Raw genomic sequence first — 17,137 nt, forward strand, 5'->3', positions numbered from 1 at the left:
CCGAACACGGAAGTTAAGCTTTCCAGCGCCGATGGTAGTTGGGGGTTTCCCCCTGCGAGAGTAGGACGTTGCCGGGCCAAATCAAAACCGCAGACGATTTGTCTGCGGTTTTTGCGTGTTAATGTACTCGGCTCATTGCTTTTTTTCGGAATGCAGGGCCGTTTTGCTTAAAGTTATTATATGAAGCGACAGAAAGGGATTTTTTAACTTTCGTGGTCTTCTTGATGACAGAAATCAGCCGAAAAGCACAGATAGCCGGTGAATCGTTCCATTTTGCTCTTGTCCATAAGCATCGGTTTCACCCTGACATTTGCATAGCTTGTTTTACTGCCTGCCGTTAAGAAACTGTAGGCAGAGGAACGGGCCTTTTTCGATTGCTGTCTGGAGAAAAAGGCGGATGGCCGGAAAGTCAATTGTTTCCCGGTTTTTAAGCAGCTCTGCCCACCATTCTGTTTCGTAGCGGGAAATCATGCTCAAATTATACAAAAGCAGGTAATGGACCAATATATCGGGAAGGTCGTTTTCCGGTTGTAATTTATACGGAAAGTAAATTTGATTTGTAAAGAAATGATAACGGAATGGCGGAGGGAGACAGCCGCGGGCGGAAAACGAGAAGGCGTCTTCTTCCGCTTCCATTTCCAAAAGTCTGTCCTGAAGTTTTTCGGACAAATATTGTGAAAACCTGCCCGCTGTCATATGATAGCCATCAAGGACCGCAAAAGGAAGCCGGTACTTCCCGTTCTTTTCTTCTACCGGCAAAAAATATTTCCGGCGGGGGAAGGCCGTTTCAAGTTCTGGGATTTGCCGAAGCAGGCTCTGCATGGTGTATTTATTGCCTTCGAGCGGGCCGAGTCCGAACATTTTATGGGCGAAATGGCCGCATAAACCGGTTTTTTGAATTTTAACCTCGTCTTCGCCAAACCGGTAGTTTTGTTTTTTCTTTTTTCGCGATGTCACCCCATGGGCAAGGACGGAAGTGGTTTCAGGATATAGCGGGTCGCATGACAGCAGGCAGGCTTTTAATAAATGAATGAAGCCGTAAAAAATCAAAACAGGCTGAATCGAAACGGGCGCCTGCACAGCCTGGCGGTAATAAGCTTCACCGTGTTCGAGATAATACATAAAAGCATAACAGTTCTCATAGCTTTTGGCGGCGCTTTGGCTAAAATCCGAAGCCTCATAGCGGGCTTTCAAATAGCGCTGCGTATATTCTGCGGATTGAAATAAAATCAAGTGATCCCATTGGTCCATAAAAGACAATATTTCGCCCTCCGAATTAACTGAATAGTATTATATGTTTTGGAGACCTTGACAGTATTATGTCCAATTGATAACCTACAAATAATATTTTTATCAATCCAGGAGGGGTTTGCATGTGGGAAACGAAGTTCGTAAAAGAAGGTCTTACGTTTGATGATGTATTACTGATTCCGGCAGAGTCGGAAGTGCTGCCGAAAGATGTCGATACAAGTGTCGCCCTAACGGAAACCTTGAAGTTGAACATTCCGATCATCAGCGCCGGCATGGATACGGTAACCGAAGCGGAAATGGCGATCGCCATGGCAAGGCAGGGCGGCCTCGGGATTATCCACAAAAACATGAGCATTGAACAACAGGCGGAGCAGGTGGATCGTGTCAAACGGTCGGAAAACGGCGTTATCACCAATCCGTTTTTCTTAACACCTGATGAGCAGGTGTTTGCAGCGGAACATTTAATGGGCAAATACCGGATTTCCGGCGTGCCGATCGTGAATAACCGTGACGAGCAGAAACTGGTCGGGATTTTGACCAACCGCGACATGCGTTTTATTGAAGATTACTCCACCCGGATTTCAGATGTGATGACGAAAGAGAATCTTGTGACGGCGCCTGTCGGTACGACGTTGAAAGAGGCGGAACAGCTTTTGCACCGGCATAAAATTGAAAAGCTGCCGCTTGTCGATGAGAACGGCGTATTAAAAGGGCTTATTACGATTAAAGATATCGAAAAGGTTATTGAGTTCCCAAATGCAGCCAAAGATGACCAGGGCCGCCTTCTTGTTGGTGCGGCAGTCGGCGTGACAAGCGACGTAATGAAACGGGTGGAATTGCTCGTTGAAGCGGGAGTGGATGCGGTTGTTATCGATACGGCGCACGGCCACTCAAAAGGGGTGCTGGAAACCGTCGCAAACATCCGCAAATCTTACCCTTCCTTAAATATTATCGCCGGAAATGTTGCGACGGCAGAAGGTACGAAAGCGCTGATAGACGCGGGCGCGGATATTGTAAAAGTCGGTATCGGGCCGGGCTCCATCTGTACGACAAGAGTGGTTGCCGGGGTTGGTGTACCGCAAATTACAGCGGTTTATGATTGTGCGACAGAAGCAAGGAAGTACGGAAAAGCGATTATTGCAGACGGTGGCATTAAATTCTCAGGCGATATTGTAAAGGCGCTGGCTGCCGGTGGACATGCTGTAATGCTCGGCAGCCTGCTTGCAGGGACCTCGGAAAGCCCAGGCGAAATGGAAATCTATCAAGGGCGGCAATATAAAGTTTACCGCGGCATGGGGTCCATCAGCGCAATGGAAAGCGGATCGAGGGATCGTTACTTCCAGGAAGGCGCGAAAAAACTGGTGCCAGAAGGAATCGAAGGACGCGTGCCGTTTAAAGGGAGCCTTCAGGATGTCATCTACCAATTAATCGGCGGGCTCCGGTCCGGCATGGGTTATTGCGGCGCGAAAGATATGATTTCATTGCGTGAAGAAGCGCAGTTTATCCGCATGACAGGGGCAGGCCTGCGGGAGAGCCATCCGCATGATATCCAGATTACAAAAGAAGCTCCGAATTATTCTTTGTCTTAACATCGATTTTGAATGGGAAAAAATGGCAGGCATAGGTTTCCTGCCATTTTTTTCTGCCATTTAATAGATTTGCAACTCTATATCTGGCTTGTCGGACTCGGAAAAATCGCCGCCATTCAGTACCCCCGGCTGCCCTGCATTTTCGGAAAAAGTTGACAAATGCGGCAAACACTATGCATCTACTTTTTCAACCGGAACTATGTTAAAATAGGCAAAGTGTATACATATCTTGATGGAGGGTTGAAAGTGAAAAAAAGCTTGCAAAAAATGGCGTTTGCGTTTCTGGCGCTGCTGCTAACGGCAGGGGTTGTGCAGCAGGTGCCGAAAACAGTCCATGCGCAGGATCAGTTGGATATTCATGCAAAAGCAGCCATCATTGTCGATGCGGATAACGGACAGATTTTGTATGAAAAAAATGCCAATCAGGCACTGGGCATTGCTTCCATGAGCAAAATGATGACGGAGTACTTGTTGCTTAAAGCCATTCATGAGAAAAAGGTTTCGTGGAACCAGAAAGTGACAATCAGCGATTATGCGTATCGCATTTCCCAAAACAGGGCACTTTCAAACGTGCCGTTAAGAAAAGGCGAAAAGTACACGGTTAAAGAGCTCTTCCAAGCGATGGCGATCTATTCGGCAAACGGCGCAACGATTGCGATTGCAGAAACGCTCGGCGGAACGGAAAAAAACTATCTGAACATGATGAACAAACAGGCGAAAGCATTCGGCCTCACCGATTATAAATTTGTGAACGCAACCGGGCTGAACAATGAGGATTTGCAAGGCATGCAGCCGGCCGGGACAGGCAGGACGGAAGAAAACCTTGTCTCAGCAAAATCCGTTGCAAAAATCGCCTACCATTTGATCCACGACTATCCGGAGATTTTACAAACAACAAGCATGGCCAAAATGAAATTCCGGGCCGGGACAGATGATGAAATTGCGATGCAGAACTGGAACTGGATGCTGCCGTCTCTTGTCTACGGAAGGCAAGGCGTTGACGGATTGAAAACCGGGAACACCGACAATGCGGGATACTGTTTTACAGGTACGGCCAAGCAAAACGGCATGCGCATCATTACCGTTGTTCTTCATGCAGAGGATGCGAACGGGAACAGCACCATCAAGTCCCGGTTTGATGTCACAAACAAATTAATGGATTATGCTTTTAGTAATTTCACGGAAAAAACCCTTTACCCGAAAGGCTATCAGGTGAAAAAGACGGTAACGGTGAAGTCCGGCAAAGAAAAACAGGCTTCCGTTGTCACGAAGGCGCCGCTTAAAGTGGCTGTGAAAAACGGTGAAGGCAAAATGTACACCCCTGTTGTGAAATTTGATTCGAAACAAATCACAGCACCGGTGAAAAAAGGGACAAAGGTTGGCACATTGTATGCCCGGCATAAAGACGGGCAGGAACTTGGCTATTTGTACGGCCCGAATACAGCGCATACCGCCTTGGTCACCAAAACCGATATTGAAAAAGCCAACTGGTTTGTGCGCATGATGCGCGGAATTGGCGGATTTTTCGGGGGCATTTGGGAGCATACAGTCGGCAAATTATTTTAAGTAAAACAGGACAAGGGTGCTTGTCCTGTTTTTCACTTTAACGTGGAAAAATTAGTACCTTGACAAGCATTCGTTTTTGGTGTTAATTTAAATTATTATACATATAATAAGAATTTTTAATTTTATAAAGGGGCGTACAAAAAAATGAAAACAGGAACAGATCTAGTGAAACGCGGGATGGCGGAAATGCAGAAAGGCGGCGTCATCATGGACGTGGTCAATGCCGAGCAGGCAAAACTCGCTGAAGAAGCAGGCGCTGTTGCCGTCATGGCATTGGAACGTGTTCCGTCTGATATCCGGAAAGCCGGAGGGGTTGCCCGTATGGCGGATCCTTCCATTGTGGAAGAAGTCATGAACGCCGTCAGCATTCCGGTAATGGCAAAAGCAAGGATCGGCCATATTGTTGAAGCGCGGGTGCTCGAAGCGATGGGCGTCGATTATATTGACGAAAGCGAAGTTTTAACGCCGGCCGACGATGAGTTCCACATCAATAAAAAAGAATTCACGGTACCGTTTGTGTGCGGCTGCCGCGATTTGGGGGAAGCGGCTCGAAGGATCGGGGAAGGCGCCTCGATGCTCAGGACAAAAGGCGAGCCGGGAACCGGGAATATCGTTGAAGCGGTCAGGCATATGCGGAAAGTGAATGCGCAGGTCCGCAAAGTGGTCAACATGAACGAAGATGAACTGATGACGGAAGCCAAACAGCTTGGTGCTCCGTATGAAGTGCTGTTGCAAATTAAAAAAGAAGGCCGGCTGCCAGTTGTGAACTTTGCTGCAGGCGGTGTTGCAACGCCGGCGGATGCGGCTTTGATGATGCAGCTCGGTGCGGACGGCGTTTTTGTCGGATCGGGGATTTTCAAATCGGAAAACCCGGCGAAATTTGCGAAAGCGATTGTCGAAGCAACGACCCATTACCAAGATTACAAACTGATTGCCGAATTGTCGAAAGACCTTGGAACAGCAATGAAAGGCTTGGAAATTTCAACATTGCCGGCTGAAGCAAGAATGCAGGAGCGCGGCTGGTAAGGAGAATCAGCATGAAAAAAATTGGTGTACTCGGCCTCCAGGGGGCTGTGGAGGAACATATCCGCGCAGTGGAAGCCTGCGGGGCGGAAGGTGTTGTCATTAAGAAAAAAGAGCAGTTGGACGAAATCGGCGGGCTCATCCTGCCGGGCGGAGAAAGCACGGCAATGCGGCGGCTCATTGACCGCTACGGTTTTATGGCGGAACTGAGACAGTTTGCCGAAAGCAAGCCGGTCTTTGGCACATGCGCAGGACTGATCCTGCTTGCAAAGCATATTGAAGGCCAGGAAGATGCGCATATCGGGGCAATGGATATTACGGTGGTGCGCAATTCTTTCGGCCGTCAGCGGGAAAGTTTTGAAGAAACCATCCGTGTGAACGGCATCGCGGAAGATTTTCCAGCTGTTTTTATTCGCGCGCCCCATATCGTTTCCGTTTCAGATCATGTTGAAGTGCTGGCCGAGTGCCGCGGGCGGATTGTTGCAGTTCGCCAAGGGAATTTGCTCGGCTGCTCCTTCCATCCGGAGTTAACGGATGACCTACGTATGACCGAATATTTTTTAAGTATGGCACGGATTCCGGTATAGTCTGTTGCAAAACGGATAAAATTGTAGTACATTAAGGTGTACGTGAAGACTGAAAAAGCAATGACAGGAACCAGTAGCAGAACGCTTTTCCTAAAGAGAGCCGGTGGGTGGTGGAAACTGGCGGAAAGCTTCTGTGAATCCATCCTTGAGCGGGTTGCTGAAAGCCGGGCGAGTAGGCATCCACGGGATAAAAACCCGTTATCCTTACAAAGCGGAAAACTCTTGTTTTCAATTTGGGTGGCAACGCGGGTTCACTCTCGTCCCTGTTTTCGGGGCGGGAGTTTTTTATTTGAATTTCGATAAAAGGAGAAGGATAGCATGTTGGACATCAAATTTTTGCGTGCGCATTTTGATGAAGTCAAAGAACGAATGCAGCACCGCGGAGAAGATTTGACCGATTTTGAAAAGTTCAGCGGGCTGGACCAAAGACGGCGCGAACTGATCATGGAAAGCGAAGCGTTGAAAAACAGGCGGAATGAAGTCACGCAGCAAGTTGCGGCACTGAAACGCGAAAAGAAAGATGCAACAAAGCTGATCGAGGAAATGCGCGGCGTCGGTGAAAAAATTAAAGCACTGGATGCCGAGTTAAAACAAGTCGAATCAGAACTTGAAATGCTGATGCTTTCTATCCCGAACATTCCGCATGAAAGCGTGCCGGTGGGAGACAGCGAAGAGGATAACGTCGAAATTCGGAAATGGGGCGAAGTGCCGGCGTTCGGATTTGAACCGAAACCGCACTGGGATATTGCCACTGACCTCGGCATCCTTGATTTTGAAAGGGCAGCCAAAGTGACCGGCAGCCGGTTCGTCTTTTACAAAGGGCTCGGCGCCCGCCTTGAACGTGCACTTTATAATTTTATGCTTGATCTGCACGTCGAAGAACACGGCTATGAAGAGGTATTGCCGCCGTATATGGTGAACCGCGCCAGCATGACAGGAACGGGGCAGCTGCCGAAATTTGAAGAAGACGCTTTTCTTGTCAATGAAAAAGACTATTTTCTGATTCCGACTGCCGAAGTGCCGGTGACAAATTATCACCGTGATGAAATTTTAAACGGCGACGACCTGCCGATCAATTATGTGGCGTTCAGTGCCTGTTTTCGTTCGGAAGCGGGTTCTGCCGGGCGCGATACACGCGGGCTGATCCGCCAGCACCAGTTTAACAAAGTGGAACTTGTGAAATTTGTCAAACCGGAAGATTCCTATAATGAACTCGAAAAACTGACCGGCCATGCGGAAAAAGTGCTGCAGCTTCTGGGCCTGCCTTATCATGTGATGAGCATGTGCACGGCGGACCTCGGGTTTACGGCAGCGAAAAAATATGATATTGAAGTATGGATGCCAAGCCAGCACGTATACCGCGAGATTTCTTCGTGCAGCAACTTCGAAGCCTTCCAGGCAAGGCGTGCGAACATCCGCTTTCGCAGGGAACCCAATGCGAAACCGGAACATGTCCATACGCTGAACGGGTCCGGACTTGCCATCGGGCGTACCGTCGCAGCCATCCTCGAAAATTACCAGCAGGCTGACGGCAGTGTGGTGGTGCCTGAAGTGCTCCGCCCGTATATGCGTACTGATATCATCAAACCGTAAAAAAAATCCCCGGCTTTGTACATGAAAAGTCGGGGATTTTTTGAAACATGTTTCCCGGAATCTTCCGCATTTTTTAGGTGCGCAGGATTTTACTTGAAAACACGGCTATATCTAGAGGCTGCTGAATCGTAAAAATTCTAGATTTGGCAAGGCTGCTGACAGCTTTGACAACCATTTAAATGCAAGGATTTTACAACAGATCCAGGGAAATGCTTGCACTCGAAACCCGATTCAACGTATGGAGAAGATAAAATCTCCCATTTCCGCAAAAGGATCTTCTATATTTTGAGACAGAACTTGCAGACAAACTCAGAATCGGATTCGTTCAGCAAATCCTATTTAGCTGAATAAGCGAGATTCTCAGAATTGGCAAGGATTCTAAAGAATTTGCCGATCTTTGCGCTCGAAAGCCGTTTCAACGGTGAGAAGAGGACAAAATCACCCCCTTTTTGCAGGTGGTGGCAACCATTAAAGCCGGGCTTGCTGGGAGAATCGGATAAATTGCCAAAATCCGATTCGTTCAGCTTCAGCTAGACCTATCTAAATATGCGCTTAGGCCTTCCCTTGGCTAAAGTTCAGATGCTTTTCTGCAGTACAAACTTGGTGTGCTTGACTTGTTTCAATCGTGTGGGTTATAATCTTTTTTGTCAAAATGGAGGAATACCCAAGTCTGGCTGAAGGGATCGGTCTTGAAAACCGACAGGCGGGTTACACCGCGCGGGGGTTCGAATCCCTCTTCCTCCGCTTAAAAAATGAAAGCCCGTGGGCCCCTGAGGCGTAAGCTGCGGGCTTTTTTCGTAGAGTAAAAAAGATACCATACTTTTGCATACCCGTGATCTCTCCGTAAATCATGAAAAAGCCCGTTACGCGATTGTAACGGGCTTTTTAGCCGCCATTATTTTTTTACGGCTGCTGCCTGTGCGAGCATGTAGCCGATCCGCTCGACAATCGGTTCGACGGCATCTTCATGTTCAAACAGGTCGTATTCGTCAATGTTCAGCCTGAGAACCGGGCAGGCATGGAAAGAGTCGATCCACTGCTCGTACCGTCTCTGCATTTCAATCCAGTATTCAACAGGGGTATCTTGTTCCATCGACCGGCCGCGTTTTTTGATCCGTTCCAAAATGTTTTCCAGTTTACCTTCCAAATAAATCATCAGGTCGGGATGCGGAAAATACGGCGTCATCACCATGGCATCGAACAAGTTTGTATAGGTTTCAAAATCAACGGCAGACATATTGCCTTTTTCGTAATGCATCTGGGCAAAAATGCCGGTATCCTCGTAAATGGAACGGTCCTGGATAAACCCGCCGCCGTATTCAAACATTTTTTTTTGCTCCTTGAACCTTTCCGCCAGAAAATAAATTTGAAGATGGAAACTCCACCGTTTAAAATCGCTATAAAATTTTTCCAAATACGGATTGGTGTCGACTTTTTCAAAGGACGCCCGGAAATGGAGCGCCTTCGCGAGCGCACGGGTTAAAGTCGATTTTCCGACGCCGACGGTACCTGCAATGGTGATCACAGCGTGGTTCGGAATTTGATATTTCTCACGAAGTTCCATGGGTATGTACTCCTTTTTGTAAGGTTAGCGCGATTTCTTGAAGCATGGATTTCAGGTCATGTTCATGCCGGATAAAATCAAGTGTATCACAGTCGAACTTTAATACCGGGATATTCGGATGTTCGGCTTCGAAGCGGCTCATAAACCGTCCGTAGTCTGCGGATAGTTTTTGCAAATACGTTTCCTGCATATTTTTTTCAAATGCCCGTCCTCTTATTTCAATTCTCTTAAGGAGCGTTTCCAGGCTTGCATGCAGGTAAATGATGACATTTGGCTGCGGCATATCCGCTGTTAAAATGTCGTAAATTTTTGAAAATTTTTCAAACTCATCTGTTTTTAGCGTCCGCCGGGCAAAAATCAGGCTTTTAAAAATATGGTAATCTGCAACAGCAGGCTGTCTATGCTGCTTCAGGTCTTCCAGTTGTTTGTAGCGGTTGCAGAGGAAAAACATCTCGGTTTGGAAGCTCCATTCTTCTTTATTGGTATAAAATTTTCCAAGAAAAGGATTTTCATCCACAATTTCTTTCAAAAGCTCAAATGAAAAGTATGCTGAAATGGCTTTTGCCAATGACGTCTTGCCAACGCCGATCGGTCCCTCGATTGCAATAAACGGTACCCTTTCCATAACGGCCCTCCCGCTGAAGCGATAGTTCATTGATGCACACTGTTGCTATTTTAGCACATGTCGCCGCCAGTTGGCATGCGGGAAATAAAAGCGGTATGTGTCCTGGCGTTTTGTTTCCGGATATTTCCTACGCGCACAAGGTTGCTGAAGCCGCAACGTTGGCTTTGACTTGCATTTTTTTGGAAAAATGGCGCCCTGGGTCTTTGTATCGGATCAGGTTCCCATCCGGCCGTTCAGTTGCGCTAGCATAAATGCGGGGGAAAGGACCTCGCAATCATGTCCGCGTGCGCATCGGTTCCGGGGCAAAAGAAAAAAGCAACGGAACCCGCTGCTTCAGGAAGGGCGTTTGACGACATCAAAGCGATCGGTGATTAACAGCCAGTTTTGCGGAAAAGAGAGGCCGAGTTTCCAGTAGCTCATGCCCCTTAACCCGAGTTCAGTGAGCAAATTAAATTTTGCCTCGATGGAACGGGCATCTTCGAACCAGACGGTGTGCCGCCGGTTGTTTTCATCTGTATAGTCAAAATGCGGGGCCTGGGACGTTGTGTTGTACAGGATCGGCACATTGTGCGCACCCGCGAGCCGGATGGCCTGCTGCGGGCTGACGGCTCTTGCTGTTGTGCCGGTTTGATACGGCAATGTCCAGTCATAGCCATACAGATTTTGCCCCATCAAAATCTTATTGGGCGGCATTTCTGTGATGGCATAGCGAAGCACATCCCGGACCGGCCCGATCGGGGATACCGGCATGGGCGGGCCGCCGCTATAGCCCCATTCGTAAGTCATAATGACAACAAAATCGGCAATTTCGCCGTGCGCCCTGTAATCGTGTGCCTCGTACCAGCGTCCGGCCTGGGTGGCACTCGTTTTCGGGGCGAGCGCGGTGGACATGAGCCAACCTTCCCGGCTGAAGCGCGTTTTTGCTTTTCTTAAAAACCGGTTGTAAGCTTCCCTGTCCTGCGGGCGCAAATACTCAAAGTCAAAATGAATATCACGGAAACCGAGCCGGCTTGCAGTTTGAACAATTTCATTTAAAAACCGGTTCTGGACGGTTTCGTCGTTCAAAAGGATCCGCCCAAGTTCATCGCTGAACTGGCCGTTTTCCTGATTGCAGATCACCATCATCAAAATGGCGTTTTGGACATCGGCAATCGCCCGCAAATTTCCAAGCGGCGGAGCAACAAGTGTGCCATCGCGGTTTACCCGGAATGCAAACGGGGCAAGATACGTCAAATACGGGGCTGCTTTTCGCGCACTTGTTTCAAGAGACGCTGAAACCGTGTTCCCGAATGGTTCTACATATGCATTAAATTCTGCTCTTTTTTTCGGAGAAGGCGGCAGATAAAGGCGCAACCCGGGCCGGAGCTGCTGATGGATAGAAATGCCGTTGATGCGGGCAAGCTCCTGGTAAGATATCCCTGCTTGCTGTGCAATGGAATATAAGCTGTCCCCCGGCCGGACCCAATAAAACCTCCCGGTGATCGGGATGACAATCGCCTGTCCGATGACAAGCCGATCCGGATCCGGAAGTTCATTTGCCGAAATGATTTCTGAAGCCGGAACACTGTATCTTTGCGCAAGATTTGAGACCGTGTCATTTCTTTCGACAACATGTATTTGCAAACGAGTCCCCCCTTGTGTCAGCCATCGCTATTGTTATCTTTATGCCCCGTTTTTTTAAAACATGCCCGCTTTTTATGTGCGCATTTTTTTTGCGGAATCATTCATCAAACCATTTTTGCGGCATTTCTTAACGTAACGGCCTGCTAAATGAAGGAAGGGCATGATTTTTGTGGCGCTTCTTAACATAGAGGAGCTCTAGATTAAGGAAGCGGAAATTTTTTGCGGTGTTGCTTAACAAAAAGACATTTTGGACCCAGTCGCGACTCCTTTTGACAGGTTCAAAAGGACATTTCGAGCCCGGATACAGCTTGTTTTGTCCTTTTGGCAGGTTCAAAAAGACATTTCGGACCCGGATGCAGCTTGTTTTGTCTTTTTGACAGGTTCAAAAAGACATTTTGGGGCCAGGTGCGGTATGTTTTGTCTTTTTGACGGCTTCAAAAGGACATTTCGAACCCGGATGCAATCGTGTTTTGTCCTTTTGACGGCTTCAAAGGGACATTTCGGGCCAGGATGCAACGTGTTTTGTCCTTTTGGCAGGTTCAAGAAGACATTTTGGGGCCAGGTGCAGTTTGATTTGTCCTTTTGGCGGTTTCAAAAGACCATTTCGAGCCCAGGTGCGTCTTGTTTTGTCCTTTTGACGGCTTCAAAAAGACATCTCGAGCCCGGATGCAACGTGTTTTGTCTTTTTGACGGCTTCAAAAAGACATTTCGAACCCACTCGCGACTCCTTAAAGGCGCTCTAGATTAAGGAAGCGGAAATTTTTTGCAGTGTTTCTTAACGTAGAAGGGTTCTAAGTAAAGGAAGGGCACCCATTTGCGCATCTTTCTTAACGTAGCCGTCCGCTAAATGAAGGAAGCAAGCATGTTTTTCAGTGTTTCTTAACATAGAGCCCCTCTAAGTGAAGGAAGCGAACGTTTTTTGTGATGTTCCTTAACATATAAGTGCTCTCAGTAACGAAAGAGCATCCAACTTTTCCGTTTCCTAACACAGGAGCCTTCTACCTGAAGAAAGCCAGCGCAAAACGGCAGGAAAATCCATACTGATGACCGAACCCAGTGTGATTTTTTTCAAGGCTGTGTTACGATAAGGCTACGATACCTTTCGGAGGAGTTAGGATGGAAAATCGCGATGAATATTATATGCGCCTTGCCATTCAGGAAGCTGTAAAAGCACAGCGTCTCCGTGAAGTGCCAATCGGGGCGGTGATTGTGCTCGATGAAAAAGTGATTGCTGCAGCCCATAATCTGCGTGAAACCACCCAGCGTGCTGCCGCCCATGCGGAACTTCTGGCCATCGAAAAAGCATGTGAAGTGACCGGATCATGGCGCCTTGAAAATGCCGAGCTGTATGTCACACTGGAACCGTGCCCGATGTGTAGCGGTGCCGTTTTACAATCGCGGATCAAGCGGGTCGTTTACGGGGCAAAAGATCCGAAGGCGGGCTGTGCGGGAAGTTTGATGAACCTGCTTGAGGACGGCCGTTTTAACCACCGGAGTGAAGTCGTAAGCGGCGTGCTTGAAACGGAATGCGGAGAATTATTGCGGTCCTTCTTCCGGTCTTTAAGGGAGAAAAAAAAGAAGGAAAAACTTGCGGCAGAGGAAGATGGAAAAAGCTCCACCAATTAACAGGCGGGAGAGATTGCTTTTTTTTAAAAAGGCATGTATACTTAGTTATGCGTTAGTTTTTAACGCTTAAAACTGGTATCAATTTTGCCGCGCTAGGTGGGGAGGCAGCGGTGCCCTGTACCCGCAATCCGCTCTAGCGGGACTGAATCCCTTTCCGAGGCCGGCTGCTTGTAGGGCCAGCCTTAAGTAAGTGGTGTTGACACCCGGGTCCTGCGCAATGGAACCCCGCGAACCATGTCAGGTCCGGAAGGAAGCAGCATTAAGCGGGTCATTCCATGTGCCGCAGGGCAGCCTGGGTCGAGCTAACTGCTTAAGTAACGCTTATGAGGGTCGGTCGAAGAAAGGTGCGCGGCAGTTTCATTACATAAAAAACAAAACTCATCCTGATCCGGGATGGGTTTTTTCCATATTTAAATGCTTTTTAATTCAGGATGTAAAATCGCTTTTCCTAAGGTATAATAAAAGAAATGTATGAATCGGAAGCAAATCTGGCCGGGAGGATTGAACATGGCTTATCAGGCGTTATACCGCACATGGCGGCCGCAGCGGTTTGCGGATGTCGTCGGGCAGGAGCATGTGACAAAAACATTGCAGCACGCCCTCCTGCAACAGAAAACAACGCATGCTTATCTTTTCTCGGGCCCACGGGGTACAGGAAAAACAAGTGCCGCTAAAATTTTGGCAAAGGCGGTGAACTGCGAACATGCTCCGACTGGGGAACCGTGTAACGAGTGCGCTGTTTGCCGGGGGATTACAGACGGCACGATTCCAGATGTCATCGAAATTGACGCGGCGTCGAATACAGGCGTGGATGACATCCGCGATATCCGCGACAAAGTCAAATACGCGCCAAGTGTTGTAAAATATAAAGTATATATTATCGACGAAGTCCATATGCTGTCGATTGGCGCATTTAACGCGCTTTTGAAAACCCTAGAGGAGCCCCCGAAACACGTCATTTTTATTCTGGCAACAACCGAGCCCCATAAAATTCCGCTTACGATCGTTTCCAGATGCCAGCGGTTTGATTTTAAACGCATCACATCCCGTGATATTTTTAAACGCCTGGCTTATATTGCAGGCGAAACCGGTATTGCATATGATGAACAGGCGCTCAATATTATCGCCCATGCTGCGGAAGGTGGGATGCGGGACGCGCTCAGCCTGCTTGACCAGGCCGTCTCGTTTAGCGAGGGGAAAGTCAGAGTGGAAGATGCGCTCACGGTAACGGGTTCCATTTCTCAGAATGATTTTACCCGCCTTGCCCAGGCCATTCAAAAGAAGGATGCCGCAGAGTGCCTTGACCTTGTCGGTTCTCTTCTCCAGCAGGGAAAAGATCCCTCAAGGCTTGTGGAAGACTTCATTCTTTATTTCCGCGATCTGCTTTTGTATAAAACTGCCCCGCAGATGGAGGAAGCGGTTCAAAGGGTATATTTAGATGAGGCATTTAAAGAAATGAGCCGCTCGCTTCAAACGCAGGAAATTTACCGTTTTATTGACATCCTGAACCAAACGCAGCAGGATATGCGTTTTTCCAATATGGCCCGCGTTTATTTGGAAGTGGCTTTTATCAAACTGTGTGAAGAAAAAGCGCCGGATCCCGGGGAAAATGATCTCGTCCGGAAGCTTGCCGAAAAAATCGAACGGCTCGAATCAGAACTCGAGTCTCTCAAGCAAAACGGGGTTCCGGAGGCCGATGAAACGGAACCTGCGCCAAAACGGCAGGCTCAGAGAAAAATTCCGCGCACTTCGAAAGGTTTTAAGGTACAAGTCGGAAGGATTCATGATATATTAAAAGAAGCGACAAAAGAGGACCTCAAACGGATTAAAAACAGCTGGAACGATATGATTGAGACGCTCAACAGCAGGCAGATGCGGTCGCAGGCAGCACTTTTAAATGAAGCAGAACCGGTGGCGGCATCGCCGAACGCTTTTGTCATCAAATTCAAGTATGAGATCCATTGCCAAATGGCGATGGAAAACGAGAAATTTTTACAAGCGATTTCGAGCGTACTTGGTGAATTAACCGGAACCGGGTATCAGGCGGCAGGTGTTCCGGAAAATGAATGGAATACGATCAGGGAAAATTATATCCATCACCATAAAGAAGAAGCAGAGGAAGAAAAACCGCAGGAAGATCCGGTTGTAACCGAAGCAATCAAATTGTTTGGGCCTGAATTAATTGAAATAAAAGACTAAAACTGGAGGGTTTCATATGCGAGGAATGGGCAATATGGGCAATATGCAAAAAATGATGAAACAAATGCAAAAGATGCAAAAAGAAATGATGGAGGCACAGGAACAGCTTGGCGAACAGAAAGTGGAGGGTACGGCAGGCGGCGGCATGGTAACCGTTGTCGTCTCCGGCCATAAAAAAGTGCTTGAAGTGCGCATCAACGAAGAAGCCGTTGATCCGGACGATGTTGAAATGCTGCAGGACATGATCCTTGTCGCCACCAATGACGCCCTGGATAAAGCCGAACAGCTGACAGAGCAGACAATGGGCAAGTACACGAAAGGCTTCAATATTCCGGGATTTTAAAGGTGTGATCAACAATGCAATACCCTGAACCAATCACAAAATTAATGGAAAGCTTCATGAAACTGCCAGGCATTGGGCCGAAAACCGCGGCCCGGCTGGCATTTTTTGTTCTTGATATGAAGGAAGACAGCGTCCTTGCATTTGCCAAGGCGCTTGTCGATGCGAAACGGGACCTGACGTACTGTTCTGTTTGCGGGCATATCACCGATACAGATCCGTGCTATATTTGTGCCGATCCGCGCCGCGACAGAAGCGTGATCTGCGTTGTCGAGGAGCCGAAAGACGTCATTGCCATGGAAAAAATGAAAGAATACAACGGCCTTTACCATGTTCTGCATGGTGCCATTTCTCCAATGGACGGAATCGGCCCTGAAGACATCAGTGTGCCGGATCTGCTCAAACGCCTGCGCGATGAAACCGTCCAAGAAGTGATTCTTGCAACCAATCCAAATATCGAAGGCGAAGCAACAGCCATGTATATTTCGCGGCTTTTAAAACCGTCCGGCATTAAAGTGACACGGATTGCACACGGGTTGCCAGTGGGCGGAGATCTCGAGTACGCCGACGAAGTCACCTTATCAAAAGCACTGGAAGGCCGAAGAGAAATTTAACCTGACACGGGGTGGATACAATGTTCAGCAAGAAGCAAAAACTCAGGAAAGAATACGATGCGCTTCTTCTCGATTTGGTCACAAACGTAAAAAATGAATGGGTACAGCAAAACGCCCTCCAGCATCTAAGTTTTGAATTTAACGAAGAACTTTACTACCGCACCAAAGTGGCCGAAGCGAAGTATGTGTTTCTTTTTCGGGAAGTGAAAAGAAGAAACATCCGCCTCCAGTAAGGGTAGCACGGCTCAAGTTCTTTTTTGGACAACTCCTTCATAAAAATAAAGCAGCTGGAAAAAAGGGGTGATTCACTTGAGCTCAACCATCATCATTATTGCGATTGTCGGCCTGATCCTTTTGCTGCTGTTTTCCGCAGCTTTAACCAAACCGCTGCGATGGGCGGGAAAGTTATGCATCAAAGCCATCATCGGGGCTATACTCCTTTTCTTTTTAAACCAAGTGGGCGGCCGGTACGGACTGCATGTCCCAATCAATGCAGCCACCGTATCCGTTTCCGGGCTGCTCGGCATACCCGGGGTGATCGGCCTGACTGTCATCCAGACATGGATTCTGTCTTGACAAAAGCAGCGCTCGAACCGCCATCAGCAGACAACCAGCGCCAAAGAAATGATCCATCATTTCTTTGGCGTATTTTTTATGTTCATTCGAAGAAACTAGAAGCTTAGGCTGAAAGAAGCATGGGCGCCCACGAAAAAGCAGGCATATAAAAAAAAGGATTGACTACACTTCGTTATACTAGTATAATAGTTTTCGTCGCCGCATCCGGCATCAAACTTCTTAAAAAAGTAGTTGACATGTTGGTTGCGTCGTGGTATGATATAAAAGTCGCTGAAAAACAAAGCGATTGTTCCTTGAAAACTGGACAAAACGAAACGTCAAATTCTTTTTGAGCTTTTATCAAACATCTTTACTGAGAGTT

General features: G+C 47.9%; 15 protein-coding genes, 1 tRNA gene, 1 rRNA gene, 1 other RNA gene and 1 other annotated feature. Of the genes, 14 read left to right on the plus strand and 4 right to left on the minus strand.

Annotated elements, in window-relative coordinates; all coding sequences use genetic code 11:
- A 5S ribosomal RNA gene (gene rrf, locus NFR98_RS14250) occupies positions 1-77 on the plus strand; the annotation flags it as partial.
- Between the two features lie 247 nt (positions 78-324).
- On the opposite strand, the gene NFR98_RS14255 is transcribed toward rrf, so the two are convergent.
- A complete protein-coding gene (locus NFR98_RS14255; protein ID WP_035183007.1) occupies positions 325-1,251 on the minus strand; it encodes a YaaC family protein in 927 nt (308 codons plus the stop codon).
- A 122-nt stretch (positions 1,252-1,373) separates the two neighbouring features.
- On the opposite strand from NFR98_RS14255, the gene guaB reads away from it, so the two are divergent.
- The 6 genes from guaB (at position 1,374) to NFR98_RS14285 (ending at position 8,353) form a co-directional block, all read left to right on the plus strand.
- Entirely contained in the window at positions 1,374-2,840 is a 1,467-nt protein-coding gene (guaB, locus tag NFR98_RS14260) for an IMP dehydrogenase (protein WP_013858032.1), read from the plus strand.
- A gap of 246 nt (positions 2,841-3,086) precedes the next feature.
- A complete protein-coding gene (locus NFR98_RS14265; RefSeq protein ID WP_061086959.1) occupies positions 3,087-4,406 on the plus strand; it encodes a serine hydrolase in 1,320 nt (439 codons plus the stop codon).
- Between the two features lie 144 nt (positions 4,407-4,550).
- Positions 4,551-5,432, plus strand: a complete 882-nt coding sequence (pdxS, locus tag NFR98_RS14270) for a pyridoxal 5'-phosphate synthase lyase subunit PdxS (RefSeq protein ID WP_013858035.1) — start codon at positions 4,551-4,553, stop codon at positions 5,430-5,432.
- An 11-nt stretch (positions 5,433-5,443) separates the two neighbouring features.
- Positions 5,444-6,016, plus strand: a complete 573-nt coding sequence (pdxT, locus tag NFR98_RS14275; protein WP_251460442.1) for a pyridoxal 5'-phosphate synthase glutaminase subunit PdxT — start codon at positions 5,444-5,446, stop codon at positions 6,014-6,016.
- A gap of 51 nt (positions 6,017-6,067) precedes the next feature.
- Positions 6,068-6,284, plus strand: a binding site (T-box leader).
- Between the two features lie 50 nt (positions 6,285-6,334).
- The gene (gene serS / locus NFR98_RS14280) at positions 6,335-7,609 is read left to right on the plus strand and encodes a serine--tRNA ligase (protein WP_035183004.1); all 1,275 of its coding nucleotides are present in this window, start codon (positions 6,335-6,337) and stop codon (positions 7,607-7,609) included.
- A 654-nt stretch (positions 7,610-8,263) separates the two neighbouring features.
- Positions 8,264-8,353: transfer RNA gene (locus NFR98_RS14285), tRNA-Ser, on the plus strand.
- 151 nt (positions 8,354-8,504) lie between these two features.
- Here NFR98_RS14285 and NFR98_RS14290 read toward each other — a convergent pair.
- From NFR98_RS14290 to NFR98_RS14300, 3 genes are all read right to left on the minus strand, one after another.
- The gene (locus tag NFR98_RS14290; protein WP_014096540.1) at positions 8,505-9,173 is read right to left on the minus strand and encodes a deoxynucleoside kinase; all 669 of its coding nucleotides are present in this window, start codon (positions 9,171-9,173) and stop codon (positions 8,505-8,507) included.
- Positions 9,160-9,798, minus strand: a complete 639-nt coding sequence (locus tag NFR98_RS14295) for a deoxynucleoside kinase (protein WP_014096539.1) — start codon at positions 9,796-9,798, stop codon at positions 9,160-9,162. The genes NFR98_RS14290 and NFR98_RS14295 overlap by 14 nt, the downstream gene beginning before the upstream one ends.
- A gap of 333 nt (positions 9,799-10,131) precedes the next feature.
- A complete protein-coding gene (locus NFR98_RS14300; RefSeq protein ID WP_017550357.1) occupies positions 10,132-11,421 on the minus strand; it encodes a glycoside hydrolase family 18 protein in 1,290 nt (429 codons plus the stop codon).
- 1,116 nt (positions 11,422-12,537) lie between these two features.
- Here NFR98_RS14300 and tadA point away from each other — a divergent pair.
- From tadA to NFR98_RS14335, 7 genes are all read left to right on the plus strand, one after another.
- Complete coding sequence (gene tadA, locus NFR98_RS14305) at positions 12,538-13,047, plus strand: tRNA adenosine(34) deaminase TadA (protein WP_014096537.1); 510 nt, start codon at positions 12,538-12,540, stop codon at positions 13,045-13,047.
- Between the two features lie 87 nt (positions 13,048-13,134).
- An RNA gene (ffs, locus tag NFR98_RS14310) (signal recognition particle sRNA large type) lies at positions 13,135-13,399 on the plus strand.
- A 155-nt stretch (positions 13,400-13,554) separates the two neighbouring features.
- Complete coding sequence (dnaX, locus tag NFR98_RS14315; protein WP_014096536.1) at positions 13,555-15,246, plus strand: DNA polymerase III subunit gamma/tau; 1,692 nt, start codon at positions 13,555-13,557, stop codon at positions 15,244-15,246.
- Positions 15,247-15,262: 16 nt separating this feature from the next.
- Positions 15,263-15,589, plus strand: a complete 327-nt coding sequence (locus NFR98_RS14320; protein WP_014096535.1) for a YbaB/EbfC family nucleoid-associated protein — start codon at positions 15,263-15,265, stop codon at positions 15,587-15,589.
- A gap of 14 nt (positions 15,590-15,603) precedes the next feature.
- Positions 15,604-16,200: a recombination mediator RecR gene (recR, locus tag NFR98_RS14325; RefSeq protein WP_013858045.1), complete on the plus strand. Its 597-nt coding sequence runs from the start codon at positions 15,604-15,606 to the stop codon at positions 16,198-16,200.
- A 20-nt stretch (positions 16,201-16,220) separates the two neighbouring features.
- Complete coding sequence (locus NFR98_RS14330) at positions 16,221-16,433, plus strand: YaaL family protein (protein WP_014096534.1); 213 nt, start codon at positions 16,221-16,223, stop codon at positions 16,431-16,433.
- A gap of 76 nt (positions 16,434-16,509) precedes the next feature.
- The gene (locus NFR98_RS14335) at positions 16,510-16,776 is read left to right on the plus strand and encodes a pro-sigmaK processing inhibitor BofA family protein (RefSeq protein WP_014096533.1); all 267 of its coding nucleotides are present in this window, start codon (positions 16,510-16,512) and stop codon (positions 16,774-16,776) included.
- Positions 16,777-17,137 lie beyond the last annotated feature (361 nt).

The sequence above is a fragment of the Weizmannia agrestimuris genome (assembly GCF_943193165.1).
GTDB lineage: Bacteria > Bacillota > Bacilli > Bacillales > Bacillaceae_C > Weizmannia > Weizmannia faecalis.